The following is an 18,688-nucleotide window of genomic DNA, read 5'->3' on the forward strand; positions in this document are numbered from 1 at the left end:
GCGCCCATGCTAGCAATTATGTAGCAATCGATACATAAAAAGGAGTGATCGTGGGCGTCCTGGGCGGAAAATCAGCGCTGGTCACCGGCGGCGGCAGGGGAATCGGTGCGGCGATCGCCGAGCGGCTGGCGAACGAGGGAGCCGACGTGGCGCTCACCTTCCACACCTCGAGCGCCCGCGCGCAGGAGGTGGTCGCCCGCGTCGAGGCGGCGGGCCGCGCGGGTGTGGCACTCCACGCCGATATGACCGACCCCTCCGCCGTGAGCGCGGCCGTCGACGGGGCGGCCGCAGCGCTGGGGCGCGTCGACATCCTGGTCAACAACGCCGGCGTCTTCCCCTACGGCGGGATCGACGAGCTGACCCTCGATGACTACGAGGCCACCACGGCCGTGCACTTGCGTGCCGTCTTCGTCGCGGTCAAGCGGGTGCTGGGCCACATGCCCGACGGCGGCAGGATCATCAGCATCGGCAGCAACCTGGCCGAGCACGTCCCCGCTCCCGGGATCAGCCTCTACTCACTGAGCAAGTCCGGGCTCATCGGCTTCACGAAGGGCCTGGCCCGCGACCTCGGCCCGCGGGGCATCACCGCCAACGTCGTCCACCCCGGATCGACCGACACCGACATGAACCCCGCCGACGGCGAGGGTGCCGAGCAGCAGCGCGCCCAGACAGCGCTGGGCCGATACGGGAGGGCCGCCGAAATCGCCGGGGCCGTCGCGTACCTGGCGGCCCCCGAATCCGGATTCGTCACCGGCACCCCGATCACCGTGGACGGCGGCGCCAACGCCTAGTGCTCGGCCACTACGGGAGCGGCAACAGGCGGGCCGCGCGGCGGACCCGCGGGAGAGGACGGATATGGCCTGGGGAGTTCTGGTCGTGGCCGGTCTGCTGGAGATCGTGTGGTCGGTCGCGCTCGACGAGGCGCACGGGCTGACCGAACCGGGGCCTTCGATCATCGGTATCGGCACCGCGCTGATCAGTCTCGCCCTGCTCAGCCGTGCGCTGCGCAGCCTTCCGGTCGGCACGGCCTACGCCGCGTGGGTCGGCATCGGCGCCGTGGGCGTGGCGGCGGTGGGCACGCTCGCGCTGGGGGAGCCGTTCACCTGGACCAGAGCGTTCTGCATCGGCCTCATCATCGCGGGTGTCGTCGGATTGAACACGGACGGCAGGGCGTCGCCGCGGTCGGAGCGGGCCGGCGACGGGGCGGGGGGAACCGCATGAACCCGGAGGCGTTCACCGCGTGGTCGGTGCTCGTCGTCGCCGGCCTGCTGGAGGCGGTCTGGGCACTGGCACTCAAGCGGGCCCAGGGGTTCACGCGGCCGCTGTGGGCGGTGTCGGGCGTCGCGGTGGCGGCACTGAGCCTGGGGCTGCTGAGCCACGCGCTGCGCACGCTGCCCGTGGGGACCGCCTATGCGGTGTGGGTCGGAATCGGAGCCCTGAGCGTGGCCGCAAGCGGAATGGCCTTCCTCGGTGAGCCCGTCTCGCGGCGCCGGGTGACATGCCTGGGGCTGATCCTCGCCGGTGTCGCGGGGCTCAACCTCGCCGGGCACGGCTGACGCCGCCCCGGCACGCCGGAGTCCCCTGGAGGGGCTCGGCGAGGCGGCTGCACCGCCTGCGGGCAGGAAGGCGCACAGCCGGTGCCCGGCGCCCCTCCGGTAGCGATCGCCGCCCCGGCCGACGCGGGACGCGGTCCGCACCGGTCAGGGCACGTACACCGTGGCGCCTTCGGAGCGGGCCCGCAGGGCGCCCGTGAGTCGGGGGGCGAGGGCGGGGTGGAGCATGCCGGCCGCGGAGTCGGGCTCGACGAACGCGTAGTCGTCGAGTTCCTCTTCCTGCAGCGTGATCGCTGCACCCGAGTCGATCGTGCCGCAGTCGAAGACGAAGGACAGGAACGGCTTGGGGCGTACGCCGCGCGGCGCGCTCCACTGCAGGGCGAGCAGTGTCCCGGCGGTGCGGCGCAGCCCCACCTCCTCGGCGACCTCGCGCTCGCAGGCCAGGTGCGGCGCCTCCCCGTCCTCGACGACGCCGCCGGGCAGGGTCCAGTGCTCCCGGTAGTTGGGATCGACCAGCAGCACGCGTCCGGCCTCGTCGGTGATGAGCCCGAATGCGGCCAGGTAGGCCGTGGGCAACGAGGCGAACCACTGCTCAGGAGGGAGGAATCGCGCCATACCCGCAGCGTAGGACGTGGCGGTGCACAGGGCGACGCCGCCCCGGGGCACCGGTGGAAACGCCGGAGGCCCCGCCGGCGGGTGCATCGGACCCCGCGTCCCCAGGGACACGATTTAATCTACGTTGTAAAGGTGATGGTTCGGATGCATCCACCCCCTAGACTGATCGCCGACCACGGCGCGGGTGCGGGCCGTTCTCCCACAGCAGCGGCTCCACCCTGCCAGCGGTGCCGCGATCGGCGGCGCGCCGGCGGAGCGCGGCTTCGACGCGGCCGAGAACCGCACCGGTGTGGCTACGATCGCAAGGGTCGGGCCACTCATCGACACAGCGGGAATGCGGAGGTACGGACGTGGGTCCGTTGGAGCGCGGCGATCCGGAGCGCATCGGCCGGTATCGGCTGATCGGTCGATTGGGCGCCGGAGGCATGGGTCAGGTGTACTTCGGGCGCTCGGCGGGTGGCCGACCGGTCGCGGTGAAGCGCATCCACCCCCACTTGGCCACCGACACCTCCTTTCGTGAGCGCTTCGCCCGCGAAGTCACGGCCGCGCGCCAGGTCAGCGGCGCCTTCACCGCCCCGGTCATCGACGCCGACCCCGAGGACGACGTGCCGTGGCTGGTCACCTCCTATGTGCCCTCGCTGCCGCTGGACGAGGCCGTTCGCGCCCACGGCGGCCTGCCTGAGCACACCCTGCGCGTGCTGGCCGCCGGCCTTGCCGAGGCGCTGACCGAGATCCACCGTGTCGGGCTGATCCACCGCGACCTCAAGCCCGGCAACGTGCTGCTGGCCGAGGAAGGCCCGCGCGTCATCGACTTCGGGATCGCCCGAGCGACCGAGGGCACCGCCGCCACCCAGTCCATCATCGGCACCCCCGGGTTCATGTCGCCCGAGCAGATCCAGGGTGAGTACCTCACCGGCGGAAGCGACATGTTCGCCTTCGGCGCGGTGCTGGTCTACGCGGCCGGCGGCGTCGGGCCCTTCGGCGAGGGCGCCATGCCCACTCTGGTCATGCGCGTCATGCAGCACGAGCCCGACCTCTCGGCGGTCCCCGCCCAACTGCAGCGCCTCGTCGCGGCCTGCCTGGCCAAGGACGCGCGCTACCGGCCCTCGCCCGGCCAGCTCCTCGACGCGCTCGGCGACATCCCCATCGGGGAGTCCTGGCTGCCGCCCCAGGTCATGCGCGGAGTGCGCGAGCAGGTCGCCAAAACCAACGCCGCGCTCAGCGGCGCGAACACGACCGAGGGCGCCGATGCGAGCGGCGCGACGTCCGTGCTCGGCGGCGCCGCGGCCGGAGCGGCCGCCGGCGCGGCGGCGGGCGCGGCGTTCGGCGACCACGACCCCACGCGGGTGGCCGGGCAGGGCGGCGCCGACGCCACCTCGGTGATGGGATCCGGCTCCGGTGAGGCCGCAAGCACCTCCCAGTATCCGCCGCCTTACCACCCCGAGGGCGGGCAGGAGCCCCAGGACGGCGCGACACGCGCCTACGGTCCGCAGGGCCCCGCCCCCACCGCCGCCTACGGCTCGCCGCCCCAGCAGACGCCGCCGACCGCTGCGATGCCTCCGGCCCGGGACGACTCCTACGAGGGCATGTACCGCGGTTCCGGCGGTGCCCCCGACGCCGATCGGCGCCGCAAGGAGGAGTTGCGCCGGCAGCAGGAGGAACAGCAGCAGCGCGAGGAGCAGCGCCGCAGGCAGGAGGCCGAACGCGTGCACCGCGAGCGGGTGCGCGCCGAGCAGGAGGCGGCCCGGCGGGCCCAGGCCAGCGCCCGCCAGGCCAACCAGCCCGGCCTGTGGAGCTTCGTCAAGCTGCTGCCGCTGCTGATCATCCCGATCATCCAGATCCCGCTGGGCACCGGCGTTTCCTACGCCTGGCAGTGGTTCACGACCGAGTCGGGCGTGTGGAACGGCACCGCGTGGTACTACTCGGGGATCTTCACCCTCGACGGGTTCTTCCACGCGATGTATCTGGGGTATTTCCTGCTGAACAACGTCGTGGGCGCGGAGTTCCTGATCCGCTCGCTGCGCACCGGCTACGTGGTCGGCGCGATGCTGGCGGTCGCCGTCATCGCCGGAACCAACGGGATGCTCTTCTACTACGGCTTCTGGGGCTGAGCGGGGAGGACGCCGGGCGCGCGGCGCGCCCTGTGCCGCGGCGGAGGTGGCGGTCGCCGTGCAGGCGGCGTCGCCTGCGGCGCTCCGGTCCGCCGGAGTCGCAGGATCATCCCGAGCGGTACCGCGCCGCGGCGGCACTCAGGTAGTCGGCCAGCGACGCACGCAGCTCCGCGGGCTCCAGCACCTCGATCTCGGGGCCGTAGGCGGCGAACTCCGTCGTGGCCACGGCCACCGACTCGACGTAGAGTTCGGCCTCGCACCAGCCGTCGGCGCCGGGCCGCAGACCGTCGGCGCCGGCAGCGGTGATGGGGGAGGAGAGCGCGTGCACCAGTTCCAGGCCGCGGCGGCTCAGCCGCACCCGTGTGCACAGCCGGTGCCGGCTCTGCTCGAACTCCCGCGACCACTCCGCCCAGCAGGCGGCGAGGTCGAAGTCGGCGGGCCGCTCGAAGACCTCCTCGCGCACCTCCAACTCGCGTATGCGTGAGACGCGGAAGGTGCGGGGGCGCGCAGGTGAGGGGGCCGCGGGGGGTGCGGAGCGCCCCGGGCCGGGGTGGGGCAGCGCGAGGAAGTACCAGCTGCCGCCTTTGAGCACGATTCCCAGCGGGTCGAGTCGCCGCCGAACGTCGGCGCCGTCCCATCGGCGGTAGGAGATCTCGACGGTGTGCTGGTCCCACACCGCCGCGGCGACCGCGCTCAGGTGCGGGGTCTCGTCCGGGGAGCGCCACCAGCCCGGCGCGTCCAGGTGGAAGCGCGCCCGTACGCGCTCGGCGCGCTCGCGCAGCTCCTCGGGAAGCGCTGCCAGCAGCTTCCGGTCGGCCGCGGCCATCTCGGCGCCCAGCCCCAACTGGGCGGCGGCGTCGGGCAGGCCGGACAGGAACAGCGACCCGGCCTCCCCCGAGGTCAAGCCGGTCAGCCGGGTCCGGTAGCCGTCGACGAGCCGGTAGCCGCCGCCGGCCCCGCGGTCGGCGTACAGCGGGATGCCGGCCCCGCTGAGCGCCTCGGCGTCGCGGTAGATCGTCCGCTCGGAGACCTCCAGCGCCGAAGCGAGTTCCGCCGCCGTCATCCGCCCGCGGTTCTGCAGGAGCAGCAACAGCGAGACCAGTCGGCTCGCACGCATGCTCCGAGTATGCCCCACGGGGGCCGATGGGCCGTTTCGGGACGGCGGGGCGACTCAGCCGCCCAGGGCCTCCTGCAGGGATCCGTAGGCGGGCTTGGGCGCGTAGTCCTCGTCGAAGGGCAGCGCCGCACCCCGGCCCGGGAACCACGACGGGATCCAGGAGTCCGCGTCGCCGATGCCCCAGACGGTGACTCCCGTGCAGCCGCCGACCTCCAGGCAGTTCTCCACCACCGCGCGGTAGTCCCGGGCCTGAGTGCGCAGCTCCTCCGCGCTCGCGGGCATCTTGATACTCACGTCGAGCTCGGTGACGGTCACCTCCAGGCCCAGGTCCGTGAACCGGCGCATGTTCTCCGCCATGTCCTCAGGCACACCGCCCGCGTGGAAGTGGCCCTGGAAGCCGATGCCGTGCAGCGGAGCGCCCTCCTCCAGCAGCGACTCCGCCAGGTCGTACAGGGCGTCGCTCTTGGGATTGCGGCCCTCGATGTTGAAGTCGTTGATGTAGAGCCGTGCATCCGGGTCGGCCTCGTGGGCCATATGCAGCGCCTCGGCGATGTAGCCCCGGCCCAGCGTGTTCAGCCACAGGTTGGGGCGAAGCTCGCCGCTGCCGTCGCGGAAGGGCTCGTTGATCACGTCCCAGGCATACACCCGCCCCGCGAAGTGCTCGCCGACCACCGTGTCGATGTGGTCGCGCATGATCGAACGCAGTTCCTCGGGGCCGAACTCGCCCTGGTCCAGCCACTCCGGGTTCTGGTTGTGCCACAGCACGGTGTGGCCGCGCATCTGCTGGTCGTGCTCATCGGCGAACGCGGTGAGGACGTCGGCGGTGGAGAAGTCGTAGACGCCGCGCTCGGGCTGCAGCGAGTCCCACTTCATCACGTTCTCCGCCGTCATGGAGCCGTACTGCTCGGCGAGCAGCGCCCGGTAGTCGGGCTCGCGCTCCAGCAGGTAGGGATTGGCGGCCGCGCCGATGCGGATGCCGCGCTCGGCGGCGAGATCGCGAAGGGGGACGCCGCCCGCCTGGGTGGGACCGGCGGCCGCCCGGACGGCGACCACGGCCAGCACGGTGACGAGCAGCAGGCTGCCGCTGATCGCCAGAACGCGTCGGCGCCGGGAGTGCGACTTCGCCATGGGGCCGCCTCTTTCGGTCCGATAACGCACAACGTCGGCGCGTCCGGCCCCCGGCCTTCCGGCTCGCGCCGGCGCCGGCGGGCGATCCCGGCGCGCGTACCGATGATTCCAGCCGAGCCCTGCCACGGTAGCCGCCGTGGCCGGTTGCGGTCGCGTCGGCGCGCCCGCCCGCCGCCCGAAGGGGCTTCACCGCCGCGTGTTCGTTCGCGCAGACCACCCGTGAGCCGCTCGGCGGTGTCGAGTCGCCGACCGCGCTGATCGACGACGTCCTCATGGCGGTCGCGGGCCTGGGACCGGTCCAGGAGCCGGGGTTCGTCGTCCCGGACCACCGGTCCGTGGCGGCCTGGGGCGGACTGGCCCCTGTGCCGGGCGGCGCGGCCCGCGCTCACGGCCGTGTGCCGCGATGTACCCGAGCGCGGCCGCCCGGCGGAACCGCCTCTACCGGAAGCGGTCGCCGGGGCAGTGCCCGGAACGTGCCGACGCCGCGGGGCGCACCGGCCGCCCGCACCGGTACGGCGCAGACGCCGAAGGGCCGGGCCCTCGGGCGAGGTTCCCCGCGCGGCCCGACGCGGTGCGCCGGCGCAGGGATCAGAGCTTGTGCGGTGCGGTTTTCGCTTTTCGGGATAGTTTCGGTGTGTGACCTATTGGTGTCCCAAGGCGACCGTGTTACATTCGTCACTGCATGGGAGCGCTCCCAACATGCGGGGGCGCGGGTGGCCGCCAGTGGACGTGTACGACCCGAAGGGAGCACACCCCATGGGCCGAGGACCCCGACTGAGCAGCCGCCGGGCCGCTCCAGCCGCATCCCCCGGAGCGGCCCCCGCCGAAAGCTCCGCGACCGCGCCGCCGACCCCGCACGGCGCCCGAACGCCGGGCGATGCCGTGCCGCGACCCCGGTAGAGGGCGTCGCTTCGCCGCACCGACGCGGCGTACCGCCGCACCTCCGCCCGCATCCGGGCCCGGCCGCGCGCATGCGCGGGGCCGGATAGCCCGGCCCCCGATCCGCGACTGCGAGGAAGCGCCATGACCGACCCGAGCCGCGCACGGCTCCGCCGATCGGCCCGCCCCAGCGGCGGCGCGGTCGCCGCGGGCGCGCCCGCGGCGGTCGGGACGTGGGCCTCGGCGCAGGGGCGAGCGATCGCGGCATCCCATGCCGACGCCCTCGGGCGGCCCCCTGTCGAAACCCTCGCGGCGCACCGTCCGCGCGGGGGCGACGGCCGACGGTACGAGCGCCGGACCTCGTGCCGGCACTCCAGCCCGCCGCCGACAGGCGGTTCCGGGCGGGTCCCCTGCGCCCGGAACCGCCTGTGCCCCCGCGCCCCGGAGCGCCGCACCCCGCCGCCGCGCACGCTGCGGGCGGCGACCGACGCCCTGGTGCGTCACCCCGATCCCTGGAACCGGCCGCATCACTACCACTGCGGCCTCGTGCGGCCGGTTCCAGGCCCCCGCCGGGCGGCGGCCCCGGCGCCGCCGCGATACGACTTTCCCCGGATACGGCGCCCTTTCGCCCCTTAAGGGCGCCGCTGCGACGAGGGGCGGGACGGCTGCGGTCCCGCCCCTCGTCCGCGACATGGCACGGGCACGCGGGCTTGCGGCCCGCGGTCGGGCAGCACACGGCGGATCGGTCGCGGTTTCGGCGGAGCGGGTTTCGACAGTACCGAGGGCGAGCAGGGCGCGGCGCTGCGGCCTGGGCCGCGCAGCGGTGGCGGGCGGGCCCGCGTCCCTGCAGGCGCGCAGGTCGAAGCCCTCAGCGCGCAGTCCTTACCCCGCCCGCGTCCGCGGGTGGGCCCCAGCGGCCGCCGGCGCGCGCACGTCCGCGTTCGGCAGGCGCCCTCAGCGGTGCTTCGGAGGGGCCGTGCTGTGCCGGACCACTAGGTTGGTGGCCAGGTCCAGGCGCAGGTTGGGCGGCTGCTGGCCACGACTGAGCATCAGCGCCAGCCGGGTGGCCTCCTCGGCCATTTCGGTCAAGGGCTGGCGCACCGTCGTCAGCGGCGGGCCGACCCAGCGCGCCACGGGCAGGTCGTCGTAACCCACCACGCTGAGGTCCTCGGGGATGCGCACGCCCAGTTCGCGCGCGGCCTCGTACAGACCCATGGCCTGCAGGTCGCTGCCGGCGAAGATGGCGGTGGGCGGATCCGGCGAGGTGAGCAGGTCGCGGCCGTGGCCGTGGCCGCCCTCGATGTGGAAGTCGCCCGATCGGATCAGATCGTGGTCCACCGGAAGTCCGGCCGAGTCCAGCGCCGAGCGGTAGCCGTCGATGCGCGCCCGGCTGCACAGCACGTCGGTGGGGCCGCCGATCACCGCGATGCGCTCGTGGCCCAGCTCGATGAGGTGCCGGGTGGCCACCAGGCCCCCGTTCCAGTTGGCCGAGCCGATCGAGGGCACGTCCTCTTCGGTGTCACCGGTGGGGTCGACGACCACGAACGGGATGCTGCGCGCGGTCAGCCGCGCCTGCTGTTCGGGCGCCAGGTCGGAGAAGACCAGGATCGCGGCCGTGGACTGGCGGCCCAGCACCGCCTCGACCCAGGCGTCCCGCGGTGTCTGCTCACCGCCGGACTCGGAGAGCACGACGCTGAGCCCTTCGTGGCGGGCGATGCGCTCCACGCCGCGGATGACCTCTATGGCCCACGCGCTGTCCAGCTCGTGGAAGACCAGGTCGATGGTAGGCGAACGGCCCGCGCCGGGCCCGCGGCGCCGGCGGTAGCCGTGCCGGTGGATGAGCTCCTCGACGCGCGCGCGGGTTTCGGGCGCGACGTCGGCGCGTCCGTTGAGGACCTTGGAGACCGTCGGCACGGACACCCCTGCGGCCTCCGCAATTTTCGAGATCGTCACGGGTTCGGATCCGGCGGGGCCCTGGGGAATCGGGGCGGGTTCTGCTGTCACAAGCACGCATTTTACTGGGCCTCCCGCCGCGGCGGCGCGGGGGGAGGGTGACGAACTTCTCCTGGAGTATTGACGGTCTTTGTGGCAGGCCCGTAAATTCTGGCAGCACGCGTTGCGATAACGTATCCGATAGTTTCGATAAGGACGTGGCCATGATTCCCCACAGGGCCGGCGCCGCTGGCGCTTTCGCGCTGCTCCTGTTCGCCACCACCGCTTGCGGAGGCTCCGGAGGTTCCGGAGGCTCCGGCGGCGACGGCGAGCTGACCGTGATGATGTACCAGGACTCGCTCGCGGTGGTGCAGAAGGACGCCGCCAAGCGGTTCAACGAGGACCATGACGCCAAGGCTGTGATCAACGAGGTCCCCGCCGACGGCTACGAGGACAAGCTGCGCACGGTCATGGGCTCGGGCCAGTCTCCCGACGTGTTCTTCAACTGGGGCGGCGGCAGCATCGAGCCCTACGTCGAGCAGGAGATGCTGCTGCCCCTGGGCGCCACGCTGCAGGAGAACCCGGAGATGGAGGAGGCCTTCATCCCCTCCATCCTCGAAGCCGGCAAGGTCAACGACACCCAGTACGGCATCCCCCTGCGCGGAACCCAGCCGGTCATGCTCTTCTACAACGAGCAGGTGTTCGAGGACGCCGGCGCCGAGCCCCCGGAGTCCTGGGACGACCTCCTCGACCTGATCGACACCTTCAAGGACGAGGGCGTCACCCCCTTCGCGCTCGGCGGGGCCACTCCCTGGACCGAGCAGATGTGGATGCAGTACCTGGTCGACCGCAAGGGCGGCCACTCGGTCTTCCAGCGCATCCAGAACGGCGACCCCGAGGGCTGGCGCGACCCCGCCGTGCTGGATGCGGCCGAGACGGTTCAGGACCTGGTCGAGCGCGGCGCCTTCGGCGACAACTTCGCCTCCGTGAGCTACGACGAGGGCGCGGCTTCGGCCCTGCTGTCCGAGGGCAAGGCCGCGATGCACCTCATGGGTTCCTGGGAGTACTCCACGCATCTGGCCGACGCCGAGGAGTTCGCCAAGGGGGACCTGGGCTACACCACCTTCCCCGCGCTGCCCGACGGCGAAGGCAACCCCCAGGCCGTCGTGGGCAACCCGACCAACTTCTTCTCCGTGACCGACGACGGGGAGACCGAAGCCGAGGTCGACTTCCTGAAGCAGACCTACAGCGAGGCCTACGTCCAGGACATGGTCGAGAACGGCGAGGTGCCCACGACCACCAACTCCGAAGAGATGATCGAGAAGCACGCGCCCAACCCCGACTTCGCCACCTTCCAATACGAGATGGTCCGCGACGCGCCCACCTTCCAGCTCTCCTGGGACCAGGCGCTGCCCCGGTCGGTGGCCCAGCCGATGGTGACCGAGATCGAGAAGCTGTTCAACGAGCAGGTCACCCCCGAGGAGTTCGTCGACAACGTGGCGGCCCTCCAGTGAGTGTTCTTTCACCCAACCGAGACGGACGCCACGCGTCGGCTCGGGCCCGGGCGCGCACCGCCGCCGGCGGTGCGCGCCCGGGCGCGCCGCGCGCCGGGCGTCCCAGTGCCTGGTGGGGACTTCCCGCGCTGCTGTTCTTCTCGCTGTTCGCAGTGCTGCCCATGGGGCTGGTCATCTACCTGTCGCTGACCGACTGGGGCGGACTGGGCTCCCCTCAGTTCATCGGGTTCGAGAACTGGACCCGACTGGCGGGCGACCCCGTGATGCACCAGGCGATCCTGCTGACCCTGCTGCTGACCGCCGGCAGCTGGGCGATGCAGACGCCGATCGCGATGCTGCTCGGTGTGTGGGCCGCGGGCCGTCAACGCAACCGGGCGGTGCTCTCGGCGATCTTCTTCGTGCCGCTGCTGCTGTCCTCGGCCGCCATCGCCATCATCTGGCGCGCGCTGCTGGATCCCAACTTCGGCCCGCTCGCCCAGATCGGTCCGATGATCGGGGTGCCCGGCCTGGACATCCTCAGCAGCGAGTCCGGGGCGTTCCTGGTGATCCTGTTCGTCAGCGGGTGGCAGTTCATCCCGCTGCACACCCTGCTGTACCAGGGCGGAGCCCGCCAGATCCCCGAGTCGCTCTACCAGGCCGCCGAGATCGACGGCGCCGGCCGCTACCGCTCGTTCTGGCACATCACGCTGCCCCAGTTGCGCAACACGATCACCACATCGTCGGTGCTGATGATCGTGGGGTCGCTGACCTACTTCGACACGGTCCTGATCATCACCGGCGGCGGCCCGGGGCACGCGACGACGATCGTGCCGTACCTGATGTACGAAGCCGGATTCGAGAACTACGAGTACGGCTACGCCAGCGCAGTGGCCTGCGTGCTGGTGGCCGTGGCCACCCTCGCTTCGCTGCTGATGGTGCGCTTCACCGGATTCGGCTCTATGCGCAGCACCCGGGAGGGGATGTGACCGCGACCTCTCCGGCACCCGCCGGCCAGCAGATCCGGAGCACGGGACCGCGCTCCGGCGCCCCCGGCCCCCGCAAGCGCCTGCGCAGCTGGCGCCAGCGCCCCAACCCGGTCGCCGGGCTGGGCGCCTTCGCCTGGCTGCTGGTGGTGGGCGTACCGCTGTACGCCCTGCTGGTGGCCACGTTCCAGGAGACCTCGGAATACCGGTCCGCAGGGCCGCTCGGCATTCCCTCCGATCCGACCCTGGACAACTACGCCAAGGCGATCGACAACGGGCTCGTGGGCTTCGTGCTCAACACGCTCGTGGTGACCGCGGCGGTGGTCGCCATCGTCGTCGCCCTTGCGGTCACGGCCGGCTACGCCATCGTGCGCACCCGGTCCCTGCTGACCAACTCGCTGTTCCGGGCGTTCCTGCTGGGGCTGGCCATCCCCAACCAGGCGGTGATCATCCCGGTCTATCTGATCATCATCGAGATGGGCCTGTACGACTCGCTGATCGCCATCATGCTGCCTACCGCGGCCTTCGCGCTGCCGGTGTGCATCCTGATCCTGACCGGGTCCATGCGCGACATCTCCGACGACCTCTACGAGGCCATGGAGCTGGACGGCGCGGGGTCGGTGCGCATGTTCTTCCGCCTGGTCGTGCCGCTCTCGCGGTCGGGCATCAGCACCATCGCGGTCTACGCCGCGCTGCAGGCCTGGAACGGGTTCCTGTTCCCGCTGATCCTGACCCAGTCGGCGAACAAGCGGGTGATCACGCTGGGCCTGTTCGAGTTCCAGGGGCAGTACCGGGTCGACATCCCCGGGCTTCTGGCCGCCGTCGTGCTGGCGACGGTCCCCCTGTTCATCGTCTATCTGATCGCTCGCCGGTCCCTGGTCAGCGGAATGATGGGCGTCGGCGGCAAGTAGTCGGCGCGCCTGCCCCCCACCGGCACCGACAGCCACTGAAAGCCCCGCGTGCGCGGGGCTCCGTAATGAAGAAGGACGGTATATGTCGCCCCATTCCAACCCCGCCCCCTGGCAGGACGCCGAGCGTCCGGCCGCTGAACGGGCGGGCGAGGTTCTCCGGCTCATGACCTTAGAGGAGAAGGTCGCCCAGCTCTACGGGGTCTGGGTGGGCGCCGACGGATCCGGTGAGGGCGTCGCCCCCCACCAGCACGACCTGGCCGAGGAACCACCCGACTGGGAGGGCGTCATCTCCCACGGGCTCGGCCAGCTCACCCGGCCGTTCGGCACCGCTCCCGTCGACCCGGCCATGGGGGTGCAGGCGCTGGCCAACTCGCAGAAGGAGATCGCCGCCGCCAACCGCTTCAGCATCCCCGCCATCGCGCACGAGGAGTGCCTCTCGGGCTTCGCCGCGTGGAAGGCCACCGTCTATCCCACGCCGCTGGCCTGGGGCGCCTCCTTCGACCCCGACCTCGTGGAGCGGATGGCGGTCCAGATCGGCTCCTCGATGCGGCGCGTCGGCGTGCACCAGGGGCTGTCACCGGTCCTGGACGTCTCCCGCGACTCCCGCTGGGGCCGCACCGAGGAGACGATCGGCGAGGACCCCTACCTCGTCGGCACCGTGGCCACCGCCTACGTGCGCGGGCTGCAGTCGGCGGGCGTCGTCGCGACTCTCAAGCACTTCGCCGGGTACTCGGCGTCGCGGGCCGGGCGCAACCTCGCCCCGGTCTCGGCGGGCCCGCGGGAGTTCGCCGACCTGCTGCTTCCCCCCTTCGAGATGGCGGTGGCACTCGGCGGCGCCAAGTCGGTCATGCCCTCCTACACGGCCAACGACGGCGTGCCCGCCACCGCCGACCCCGGGCTGCTCACCTATCTGCTGCGCGAGGAGTGGGGCTTCTCCGGGACCGTGGTCTCCGACTACTTCGCGGTGACGTTCCTGGAGACCCTGCACGGCACCGCGGGCTCGGCGGGCGATGCCGCGGTCGCGGCGCTGGAGGCAGGTGTCGACATCGAGCTGCCGACGCTGCGCTCCTACGGCGCGCCGCTGGTGGAGGCGGTGCGCCAGGAGCGGATCTCCGAGGAGCTCGTGGACCGCGCCGCGCTGCGCGTGCTCACCCAGAAGTGCGAACTGGGCCTGCTCGACGCCGACTGGACGCCGTTCCCCGCCGAAGGCTCCAACGGGGCCGAGGCGGCGCCCGACGTCGACATCGACCTGGACCCCGCCGAGCACCGCGACCTGGCCCGCCGCCTGGCCGAGGAGTCGGTGGTGCTGCTGGCCAACCCCGGCGGCGCGCTGCCGCTGGCGGGCGGGCGCCGGACGGCCGTGGTGGGGCCGCTGGCCGGCTCCACCGAGGGCATGCTGGGCTGCTACTCCTTCCCCGCCCACGTCGGCCCCTCCCACCCCGACACCGACATCGGCATCGACGTGCCCACGCTGCTGGATGCGCTGCGCGCCGAACTGCCCGGCACCGAACTGGAGCACCGGCGCGGATGCGGCGTCGACGACCCGGACACCTCCGGCATCGCCGAGGCCGTCGCCGCCGCCGAGGCCGCCGAGGTGTGCGTGGCCGTGGTGGGCGACAGGGCCGGGCTCTTCGGTCGCGGCACGTCCGGCGAGGGCTGCGACGTCGCCGACCTGCGCCTGCCCGGCGTCCAGCGGCAGCTGGTGGATGCGCTGCTGGAGACCGGCACTCCCGTGGTGCTGGTAGTGATGAGCGGGCGCCCCTACGGGCTGGAGGATCTGGCCGAGAGGTCGGCGGCCGCGGTGCAGGCGTTCTTCCCCGGCGAGGAGGGCGGTCCGGCGGTCGCCGGCGTGCTGGCGGGGCGGGTCAACCCGAGCGGCCGGCTGCCCGTGGGGGTGCCGCGGGAGATCGGCGCGCAGCCCGTGTCCTACCTGGCCCCCTCCCTGGGGCGGCGCAGCGAGGTCAGCTCGGTCGACCCCACGGCGCTCTACCCCTTCGGCCACGGCCTGTCCTACACCTCCTTCGCGTGGACGGACTTCCGCGTCGACGCCCGCCCCGCGGTCGCCGGCGATCCGTCCGCGACCACCACCGACGGCTCCTTCACCGTGGGCTGCACGGTGCGCAACACGGGAGCGCGCGCCGGCGCCGAGGTCGTCCAGCTCTACCTGGGCGACCCGGTGGCCCGGGTGAGCCGGCCGGTGCGCAGCCTGATCGGCTACGCGCGGGTGGAGCTGCAACCGGGCCAGGAGCGGCGGGTGGAGTTCGCCGTCGCGGCCGACCTCGCGGCCTACACCGGGCCCGACGGGCGGCGCGTCGTCGATGCCGGCGATCTGGACCTGTCCCTGGCCGCCTCCAGCGAGGACATCCGCCACACCGCGCGGGTGCGCCTGGAGGGGGAGACCCGGGAGGTCGACCACACCCGCCATCTGGTGAGCGAGGCGGTCGTGGGCGAGTAGCCCGCGGACCACGCTGGATCCGGGCCGGATCCGGGCGGCGGCGGTGCACGGACCGCCGCCGCGCCGGGTCCGGCCCGTTCGCGTTCTGCCCGACTGTCGGCGCGACCGCCGCAGGCCCGGCGAAACGAACGAATGCGGGCGAATCCCCGCGTGCGGCGCCGCCGGAACGGACGCGCGCCGGGACGGCGGGGGCGGCCGATGGCATCGGCCGCCCCCGCCGCTTTCCGCGCCGTCGGCCGGCCCAGGGGAGGGGAGTGCCGGGCCGGATCCGGGCGGCGAACGGGGAAACCGTCCGCAACGCTCTGGGAGCGCTCCCATCAACGTAAGCGGGGGTGTGCGAGCTGTCAACGGGGGTGAAGGACACCGGTGCCGGGACGCGCGGCGCACACGCGGGCATACTGCGGTCATGGAGCTGATCACGTCCGCTGATGTCGCCGCCGCAGAGGAGCGCCTGGCCGGAGCCGCCGTGCGCACCACGCTTGTGCCCTGCGAATGGGCGCCGGGGGAGCTGTGGGTGAAGCCGGAGAACCTGCAGCCGGTAGGCGCCTTCAAGATCCGCGGGGCCGGCAACGCCCTCGCCCGCCTCGACCCGCAGCGGCGCCGCGCCGGGGTGATCACGCATTCCTCGGGCAACCACGGCCAGGCCCTGGCCTATGCCGCCCGCATGCACGGCGTCCGCTGCGTGGTGGTGGTGCCCGAGGGGGCGCCGCGCGTCAAGGTGGCGGCCATGCACGGCTTCGGCGCCGAAACCGTGAGCGTGGAGCCGGTCCGCCGCGTCGAGAAGGCCCGGGAACTCGCCGAGGAGCAGGGACTGACGCTCGTGCCGCCCTTCGACCACCTCGACGTGATCGCGGGACAGGGCACCGTCGGCAGCGAAATCGCCGCCGATCTGCCCGGCGTCGAAACGGTGCTGGTCCCGGTGGGCGGGGGCGGACTGGCCGCGGGCGTGGCCACAGCGGTCAAGGCCCGCTGCCCGCAGGCCCGCGTGGTGGGCGTCGAACCCGAACTGGCCGCCGACGCCAAGCAGAGCCTGGAACGCGGCAGGCTCACCCCCTGGCCGGCCGAGCGCACCCAGCGCACCATGGCCGACGGCGTGCGGGTGGGGCCTTCGGAGCTGACGTTCGCTCACCTGCGCGCGCGCCTCGACGGCATCGTCGCGGTCAGCGAGGAGGAGATCTTCGCGGCGATGGGTGCGCTGGCCCTCAGCGCCCGCCTGGTCGCCGAGCCCAGCGGGGCGGTGGCCGCCGCGGCCCATCTGGCCGGACGCGCCCCCGGCGGACGCACCGTCGCGGTGGTCTCGGGCGGCAACGTGGTGCCCGACCTGCTGGCGCGGGCGGTCACGGCCGAAGGGTGAGGCCGGGCCGCCGGAGAGGTGTCCGCCGATCCGGCCCGGGGGGAAGACGGGCCGCGCGGTTCAGGCGGGCTGGTGCTCGCGCCGCCGCTCGCCGGCCTCGCGGTCCGTGCCCTCCGATGAGGCGCTCGGCGCGTCCGCCGGCCGCGGCGCCTCGTGGGGCGTGGGAATCCCGGCCCGCTCGTCCAAGCGGTTCTCCAACGCCTGGTAGGCGATGTAGGCGGCTCCGCCGAGCAGGATCAGACCGATCCCGCCCAGGATGACGACGAGCCCCGTCGTCATCAGCCCGGTGTCGATCATCCGGATCACCTCCGCTGCTCGATGGGTGGGAACCGTTCCCGGCGTCGATCGTAATCGGTGTTAACCCGAGTTGTCGGTGTTTGCGACCGTGAGCCCGGCCATAGGTCCGCCCCGCTCCGCCGTCCTCCGCAGCAGAGCCCGCCGGATCGCGTGTCCGCCGCGCCCTTCCCCGTTCCGCGGTGTCGGGGGGTGATCCGGAGGGAAGACACCTTCGACGGGAACCGCGGTCGTACCCGCCGCCGGCGGCACTACCGGGAGGAGGCCCATGGCCACGATCGAGGACGTCATGGCCGTCATGGAGCAGTGTGGGCACCTGGGGATCGTCTCGACCACCCGCTCCGACGGCTCGATCCAGTCCACCGTCGTCACGGCCGGCGTCGTCGCCCACCCCCTCTCGGGTGAGCGCGTCGTCGGCTTCACCACCGCCGGGACCGGCGCCAAGCTCCGCTTCCTGCGCCGCCGCCCGCAGGCCACGATCGTCTTCCAGCCCGGCTTCCACTGGGCCTCCGTCGAGGGCACGGCCGACCTCGTCGGCTACGACGATCCACGCGAGGGCGTCGACGCCGAAGGCCTCCGGCAGCTGCTGCGCGACGTCTTCACCGCGGCGGGCGGCACCCATGAGGACTTCGACGCCTACGACCGCGCGATGGCCGAGGAGCGCCGCAGCGCCGTGCTGATCCGGCCCGTGCGGATCCTGTCCCTGTGACCGTGCCCCGGAGCCCTGCGCCCGGCGCGGCGCGCCCCGGCATCCCGCGGCGCACGGCGGCATGCGAAGCTGACATCCGTTTGGCTGCTTTTGTCGGAAGGATGTGGATTGGGGATTCTTCGGGAGCTCGACGTCGGCGTCATCGCGGCACCGATGGCCGGGGGAGCGAGCACCCCTGAGCTCGCCGCAGCCGTCGGCGCCGCCGGCGGACTGGGATTCCTCGCCGCCGGCTATCTCACGGCGGAGGCGATGGGCGAGCGGATCGGCCGGCTGCGTGCGCTCACCGACCGCCCGTTCGGCGTCAACCTCTTCGTCCCCGCTCGGGACACGGCCGACCCCCAGGCGCTGGCCGCCTACCGGGAGCGGATGGAACGCGAGGCCGCGCGCCTGGGGGTGGAGCCCGGAGCGGCGGTGTGGGGCGACGACGACTACCCGGCCAAACTCGCCGCGTTGCGCGCCGACCCGGTCCCGCTGGTGAGTTTCACCTTCGGCTGTCCCGCCCCCGCCGACATCGCGTCCCTGCGGCGCGCGGGCACCGAGGTGATGGTCACCGTCACCACCTCCGCGGAGGCCGAGGCCGCGGCCGATGCCGGCGCGGACGCGTTGTGCGTCCAGGGGGCCGAGGCGGGCGGCCACCAGGCCTCCTTCGAGGACGCCTACGAGCGCACGATCCCGCTGGCGCAGCTCCTGGCCGAGGTGCGCGCCCGGGTCCGGCTCCCTGTGGTGGCAGCGGGCGGGATCGGCGACGCGGCCGAGGCGCGGCGCGCCCTGACGGGCGGCGCGGTGGCCGTGCAGCTGGGCACCGCGCTGCTGTGCACTCCCGAAAGCGGTGCCGCCCAGGTGCACAAGGACGCCCTGCTCCGGCAGCGCTTCGCCCGCACGGCGGTCACGCGCGCCTTCAGCGGGCGCCGGGCGCGCGCCCTGGCGAACCGGTTTCTCGCCGAGCACGACGGGTCGGCCCCCGCCGCCTATCCGCACATCCACCACATGACCGCCCCCCTCCGGGCGGCGGCGGCCCGGGCCGCCGCCGCCGACACGGTGCACCTGTGGGCCGGGACCGCCTTCCGCGCGGTCCGGGAGCGCCCGGCCGCCGAGGTCGTCGCCGACATCGCCGCGGACCTCTAGACGGCGCCACCGTGCAACGGGCGTGCCGC

Annotated in this window: 16 protein-coding genes; 11 read left to right on the top strand and 5 right to left on the bottom strand. The window is 73.0% G+C overall.

Going from position 1 to position 18,688, the window contains the following annotated elements:
* Window positions 1-50 precede the first annotated feature (50 nt).
* From LP52_RS08475 to LP52_RS08485, 3 genes are all read left to right on the top strand, one after another.
* Window positions 51-791 (top strand): SDR family NAD(P)-dependent oxidoreductase, encoded by a 741-nt coding sequence (locus LP52_RS08475; RefSeq protein WP_040272246.1) that lies wholly within the window; start codon window positions 51-53, stop codon window positions 789-791.
* 64 nt (window positions 792-855) lie between these two features.
* Window positions 856-1,221 (top strand): DMT family transporter, encoded by a 366-nt coding sequence (locus tag LP52_RS08480; RefSeq protein WP_052809601.1) that lies wholly within the window; start codon window positions 856-858, stop codon window positions 1,219-1,221.
* Window positions 1,218-1,556 carry a DMT family transporter gene (locus tag LP52_RS08485; protein WP_040272247.1) on the top strand — a complete coding sequence of 113 codons (339 nt, stop codon included), beginning with the start codon at window positions 1,218-1,220 and terminating at the stop codon, window positions 1,554-1,556. Before LP52_RS08480 ends, LP52_RS08485 begins: the two co-directional genes overlap by 4 nt.
* A 144-nt stretch (window positions 1,557-1,700) precedes the next feature.
* Here LP52_RS08485 and LP52_RS08490 read toward each other — a convergent pair whose 3' ends face one another.
* Window positions 1,701-2,168 carry an NUDIX domain-containing protein gene (locus LP52_RS08490; RefSeq protein WP_040272386.1) on the bottom strand — a complete coding sequence of 156 codons (468 nt, stop codon included), beginning with the start codon at window positions 2,166-2,168 and terminating at the stop codon, window positions 1,701-1,703.
* A gap of 350 nt (window positions 2,169-2,518) precedes the next feature.
* On the opposite strand from LP52_RS08490, the gene LP52_RS08495 reads away from it, so the two are divergent.
* The gene (locus LP52_RS08495; RefSeq protein WP_040272249.1) at window positions 2,519-4,279 is read left to right on the top strand and encodes a serine/threonine protein kinase; all 1,761 of its coding nucleotides are present in this window, start codon (window positions 2,519-2,521) and stop codon (window positions 4,277-4,279) included.
* Between the two features lie 106 nt (window positions 4,280-4,385).
* Here the strand turns inward: LP52_RS08495 and LP52_RS08500 are convergent, their stop codons facing one another.
* The 3 genes from LP52_RS08500 to LP52_RS08510 form a co-directional block, all read right to left on the bottom strand.
* A complete protein-coding gene (locus LP52_RS08500) occupies window positions 4,386-5,396 on the bottom strand; it encodes a helix-turn-helix transcriptional regulator (RefSeq protein ID WP_040272251.1) in 1,011 nt (336 codons plus the stop codon).
* A gap of 54 nt (window positions 5,397-5,450) precedes the next feature.
* The gene (locus LP52_RS08505; protein WP_040272253.1) at window positions 5,451-6,524 is read right to left on the bottom strand and encodes an endo-1,4-beta-xylanase; all 1,074 of its coding nucleotides are present in this window, start codon (window positions 6,522-6,524) and stop codon (window positions 5,451-5,453) included.
* Between the two features lie 1,833 nt (window positions 6,525-8,357).
* The gene (locus tag LP52_RS08510) at window positions 8,358-9,356 is read right to left on the bottom strand and encodes a LacI family DNA-binding transcriptional regulator (RefSeq protein ID WP_052809602.1); all 999 of its coding nucleotides are present in this window, start codon (window positions 9,354-9,356) and stop codon (window positions 8,358-8,360) included.
* Between the two features lie 203 nt (window positions 9,357-9,559).
* On the opposite strand from LP52_RS08510, the gene LP52_RS08515 reads away from it, so the two are divergent.
* The 5 genes from LP52_RS08515 to LP52_RS08535 all read left to right on the top strand — a co-directional run bounded on the left by LP52_RS08515 (window position 9,560) and on the right by LP52_RS08535 (window position 16,531).
* The gene (locus LP52_RS08515) at window positions 9,560-10,849 is read left to right on the top strand and encodes an ABC transporter substrate-binding protein (RefSeq protein ID WP_040272254.1); all 1,290 of its coding nucleotides are present in this window, start codon (window positions 9,560-9,562) and stop codon (window positions 10,847-10,849) included.
* Window positions 10,846-11,814: a carbohydrate ABC transporter permease gene (locus tag LP52_RS08520; RefSeq protein ID WP_040272256.1), complete on the top strand. Its 969-nt coding sequence runs from the start codon at window positions 10,846-10,848 to the stop codon at window positions 11,812-11,814. The genes LP52_RS08515 and LP52_RS08520 overlap by 4 nt, the downstream gene beginning before the upstream one ends.
* Window positions 11,811-12,722, top strand: coding sequence for a carbohydrate ABC transporter permease (locus LP52_RS08525; RefSeq protein WP_040272257.1), 912 nt, complete (start codon window positions 11,811-11,813; stop codon window positions 12,720-12,722). Before LP52_RS08520 ends, LP52_RS08525 begins: the two co-directional genes overlap by 4 nt.
* Before the next feature lie 82 nt (window positions 12,723-12,804).
* On the top strand, window positions 12,805-15,177 hold the full coding sequence (locus LP52_RS08530) for a beta-xylosidase/alpha-l-arabinosidase (RefSeq protein WP_052809603.1): 2,373 nt from the start codon (window positions 12,805-12,807) through the stop codon (window positions 15,175-15,177).
* A 406-nt stretch (window positions 15,178-15,583) separates the two neighbouring features.
* Window positions 15,584-16,531 carry a threonine ammonia-lyase gene (locus LP52_RS08535; protein ID WP_040272259.1) on the top strand — a complete coding sequence of 316 codons (948 nt, stop codon included), beginning with the start codon at window positions 15,584-15,586 and terminating at the stop codon, window positions 16,529-16,531.
* A gap of 60 nt (window positions 16,532-16,591) precedes the next feature.
* On the opposite strand, the gene LP52_RS08540 is transcribed toward LP52_RS08535, so the two are convergent.
* The gene (locus LP52_RS08540; protein WP_052809604.1) at window positions 16,592-16,828 is read right to left on the bottom strand and encodes a hypothetical protein; all 237 of its coding nucleotides are present in this window, start codon (window positions 16,826-16,828) and stop codon (window positions 16,592-16,594) included.
* Between the two features lie 265 nt (window positions 16,829-17,093).
* Between LP52_RS08540 and LP52_RS08545 the strand changes: the two genes are divergently transcribed.
* Both LP52_RS08545 and LP52_RS08550 read left to right on the top strand, forming a co-directional pair.
* Complete coding sequence (locus LP52_RS08545; protein ID WP_040272261.1) at window positions 17,094-17,534, top strand: TIGR03618 family F420-dependent PPOX class oxidoreductase; 441 nt, start codon at window positions 17,094-17,096, stop codon at window positions 17,532-17,534.
* A gap of 108 nt (window positions 17,535-17,642) precedes the next feature.
* Complete coding sequence (locus LP52_RS08550; RefSeq protein WP_040272263.1) at window positions 17,643-18,659, top strand: nitronate monooxygenase; 1,017 nt, start codon at window positions 17,643-17,645, stop codon at window positions 18,657-18,659.
* Window positions 18,660-18,688: the final 29 nt, after the last annotated feature.

It is taken from the genome of Streptomonospora alba (assembly GCF_000826685.1).
GTDB classification, from domain to species: domain Bacteria; phylum Actinomycetota; class Actinomycetes; order Streptosporangiales; family Streptosporangiaceae; genus Streptomonospora; species Streptomonospora alba.

Excerpts from the sequence above, each read along its gene's own strand:
- LP52_RS08515 (WP_040272254.1), top strand. The coding sequence starts at position 9,560 with ATGATTCCCCACAGGGCCGGCGCCGCTGGCGCTTTCGCGCTGCTCCTG.
- LP52_RS08545 (WP_040272261.1), top strand. The coding sequence starts at position 17,094 with ATGGCCACGATCGAGGACGTCATGGCCGTCATGGAGCAGTGTGGGCAC.
- LP52_RS08505 (WP_040272253.1), bottom strand. The coding sequence starts at position 6,524 with ATGGCGAAGTCGCACTCCCGGCGCCGACGCGTTCTGGCGATCAGCGGC.
- LP52_RS08540 (WP_052809604.1), bottom strand. The coding sequence starts at position 16,828 with ATGATCGACACCGGGCTGATGACGACGGGGCTCGTCGTCATCCTGGGC.
- LP52_RS08485 (WP_040272247.1), top strand. The coding sequence starts at position 1,218 with ATGAACCCGGAGGCGTTCACCGCGTGGTCGGTGCTCGTCGTCGCCGGC.
- LP52_RS08530 (WP_052809603.1), top strand. The coding sequence starts at position 12,805 with ATGTCGCCCCATTCCAACCCCGCCCCCTGGCAGGACGCCGAGCGTCCG.
- LP52_RS08500 (WP_040272251.1), bottom strand. The coding sequence starts at position 5,396 with ATGCGTGCGAGCCGACTGGTCTCGCTGTTGCTGCTCCTGCAGAACCGC.
- LP52_RS08535 (WP_040272259.1), top strand. The coding sequence starts at position 15,584 with ATGGAGCTGATCACGTCCGCTGATGTCGCCGCCGCAGAGGAGCGCCTG.
- LP52_RS08480 (WP_052809601.1), top strand. The coding sequence starts at position 856 with ATGGCCTGGGGAGTTCTGGTCGTGGCCGGTCTGCTGGAGATCGTGTGG.
- LP52_RS08490 (WP_040272386.1), bottom strand. The coding sequence starts at position 2,168 with ATGGCGCGATTCCTCCCTCCTGAGCAGTGGTTCGCCTCGTTGCCCACG.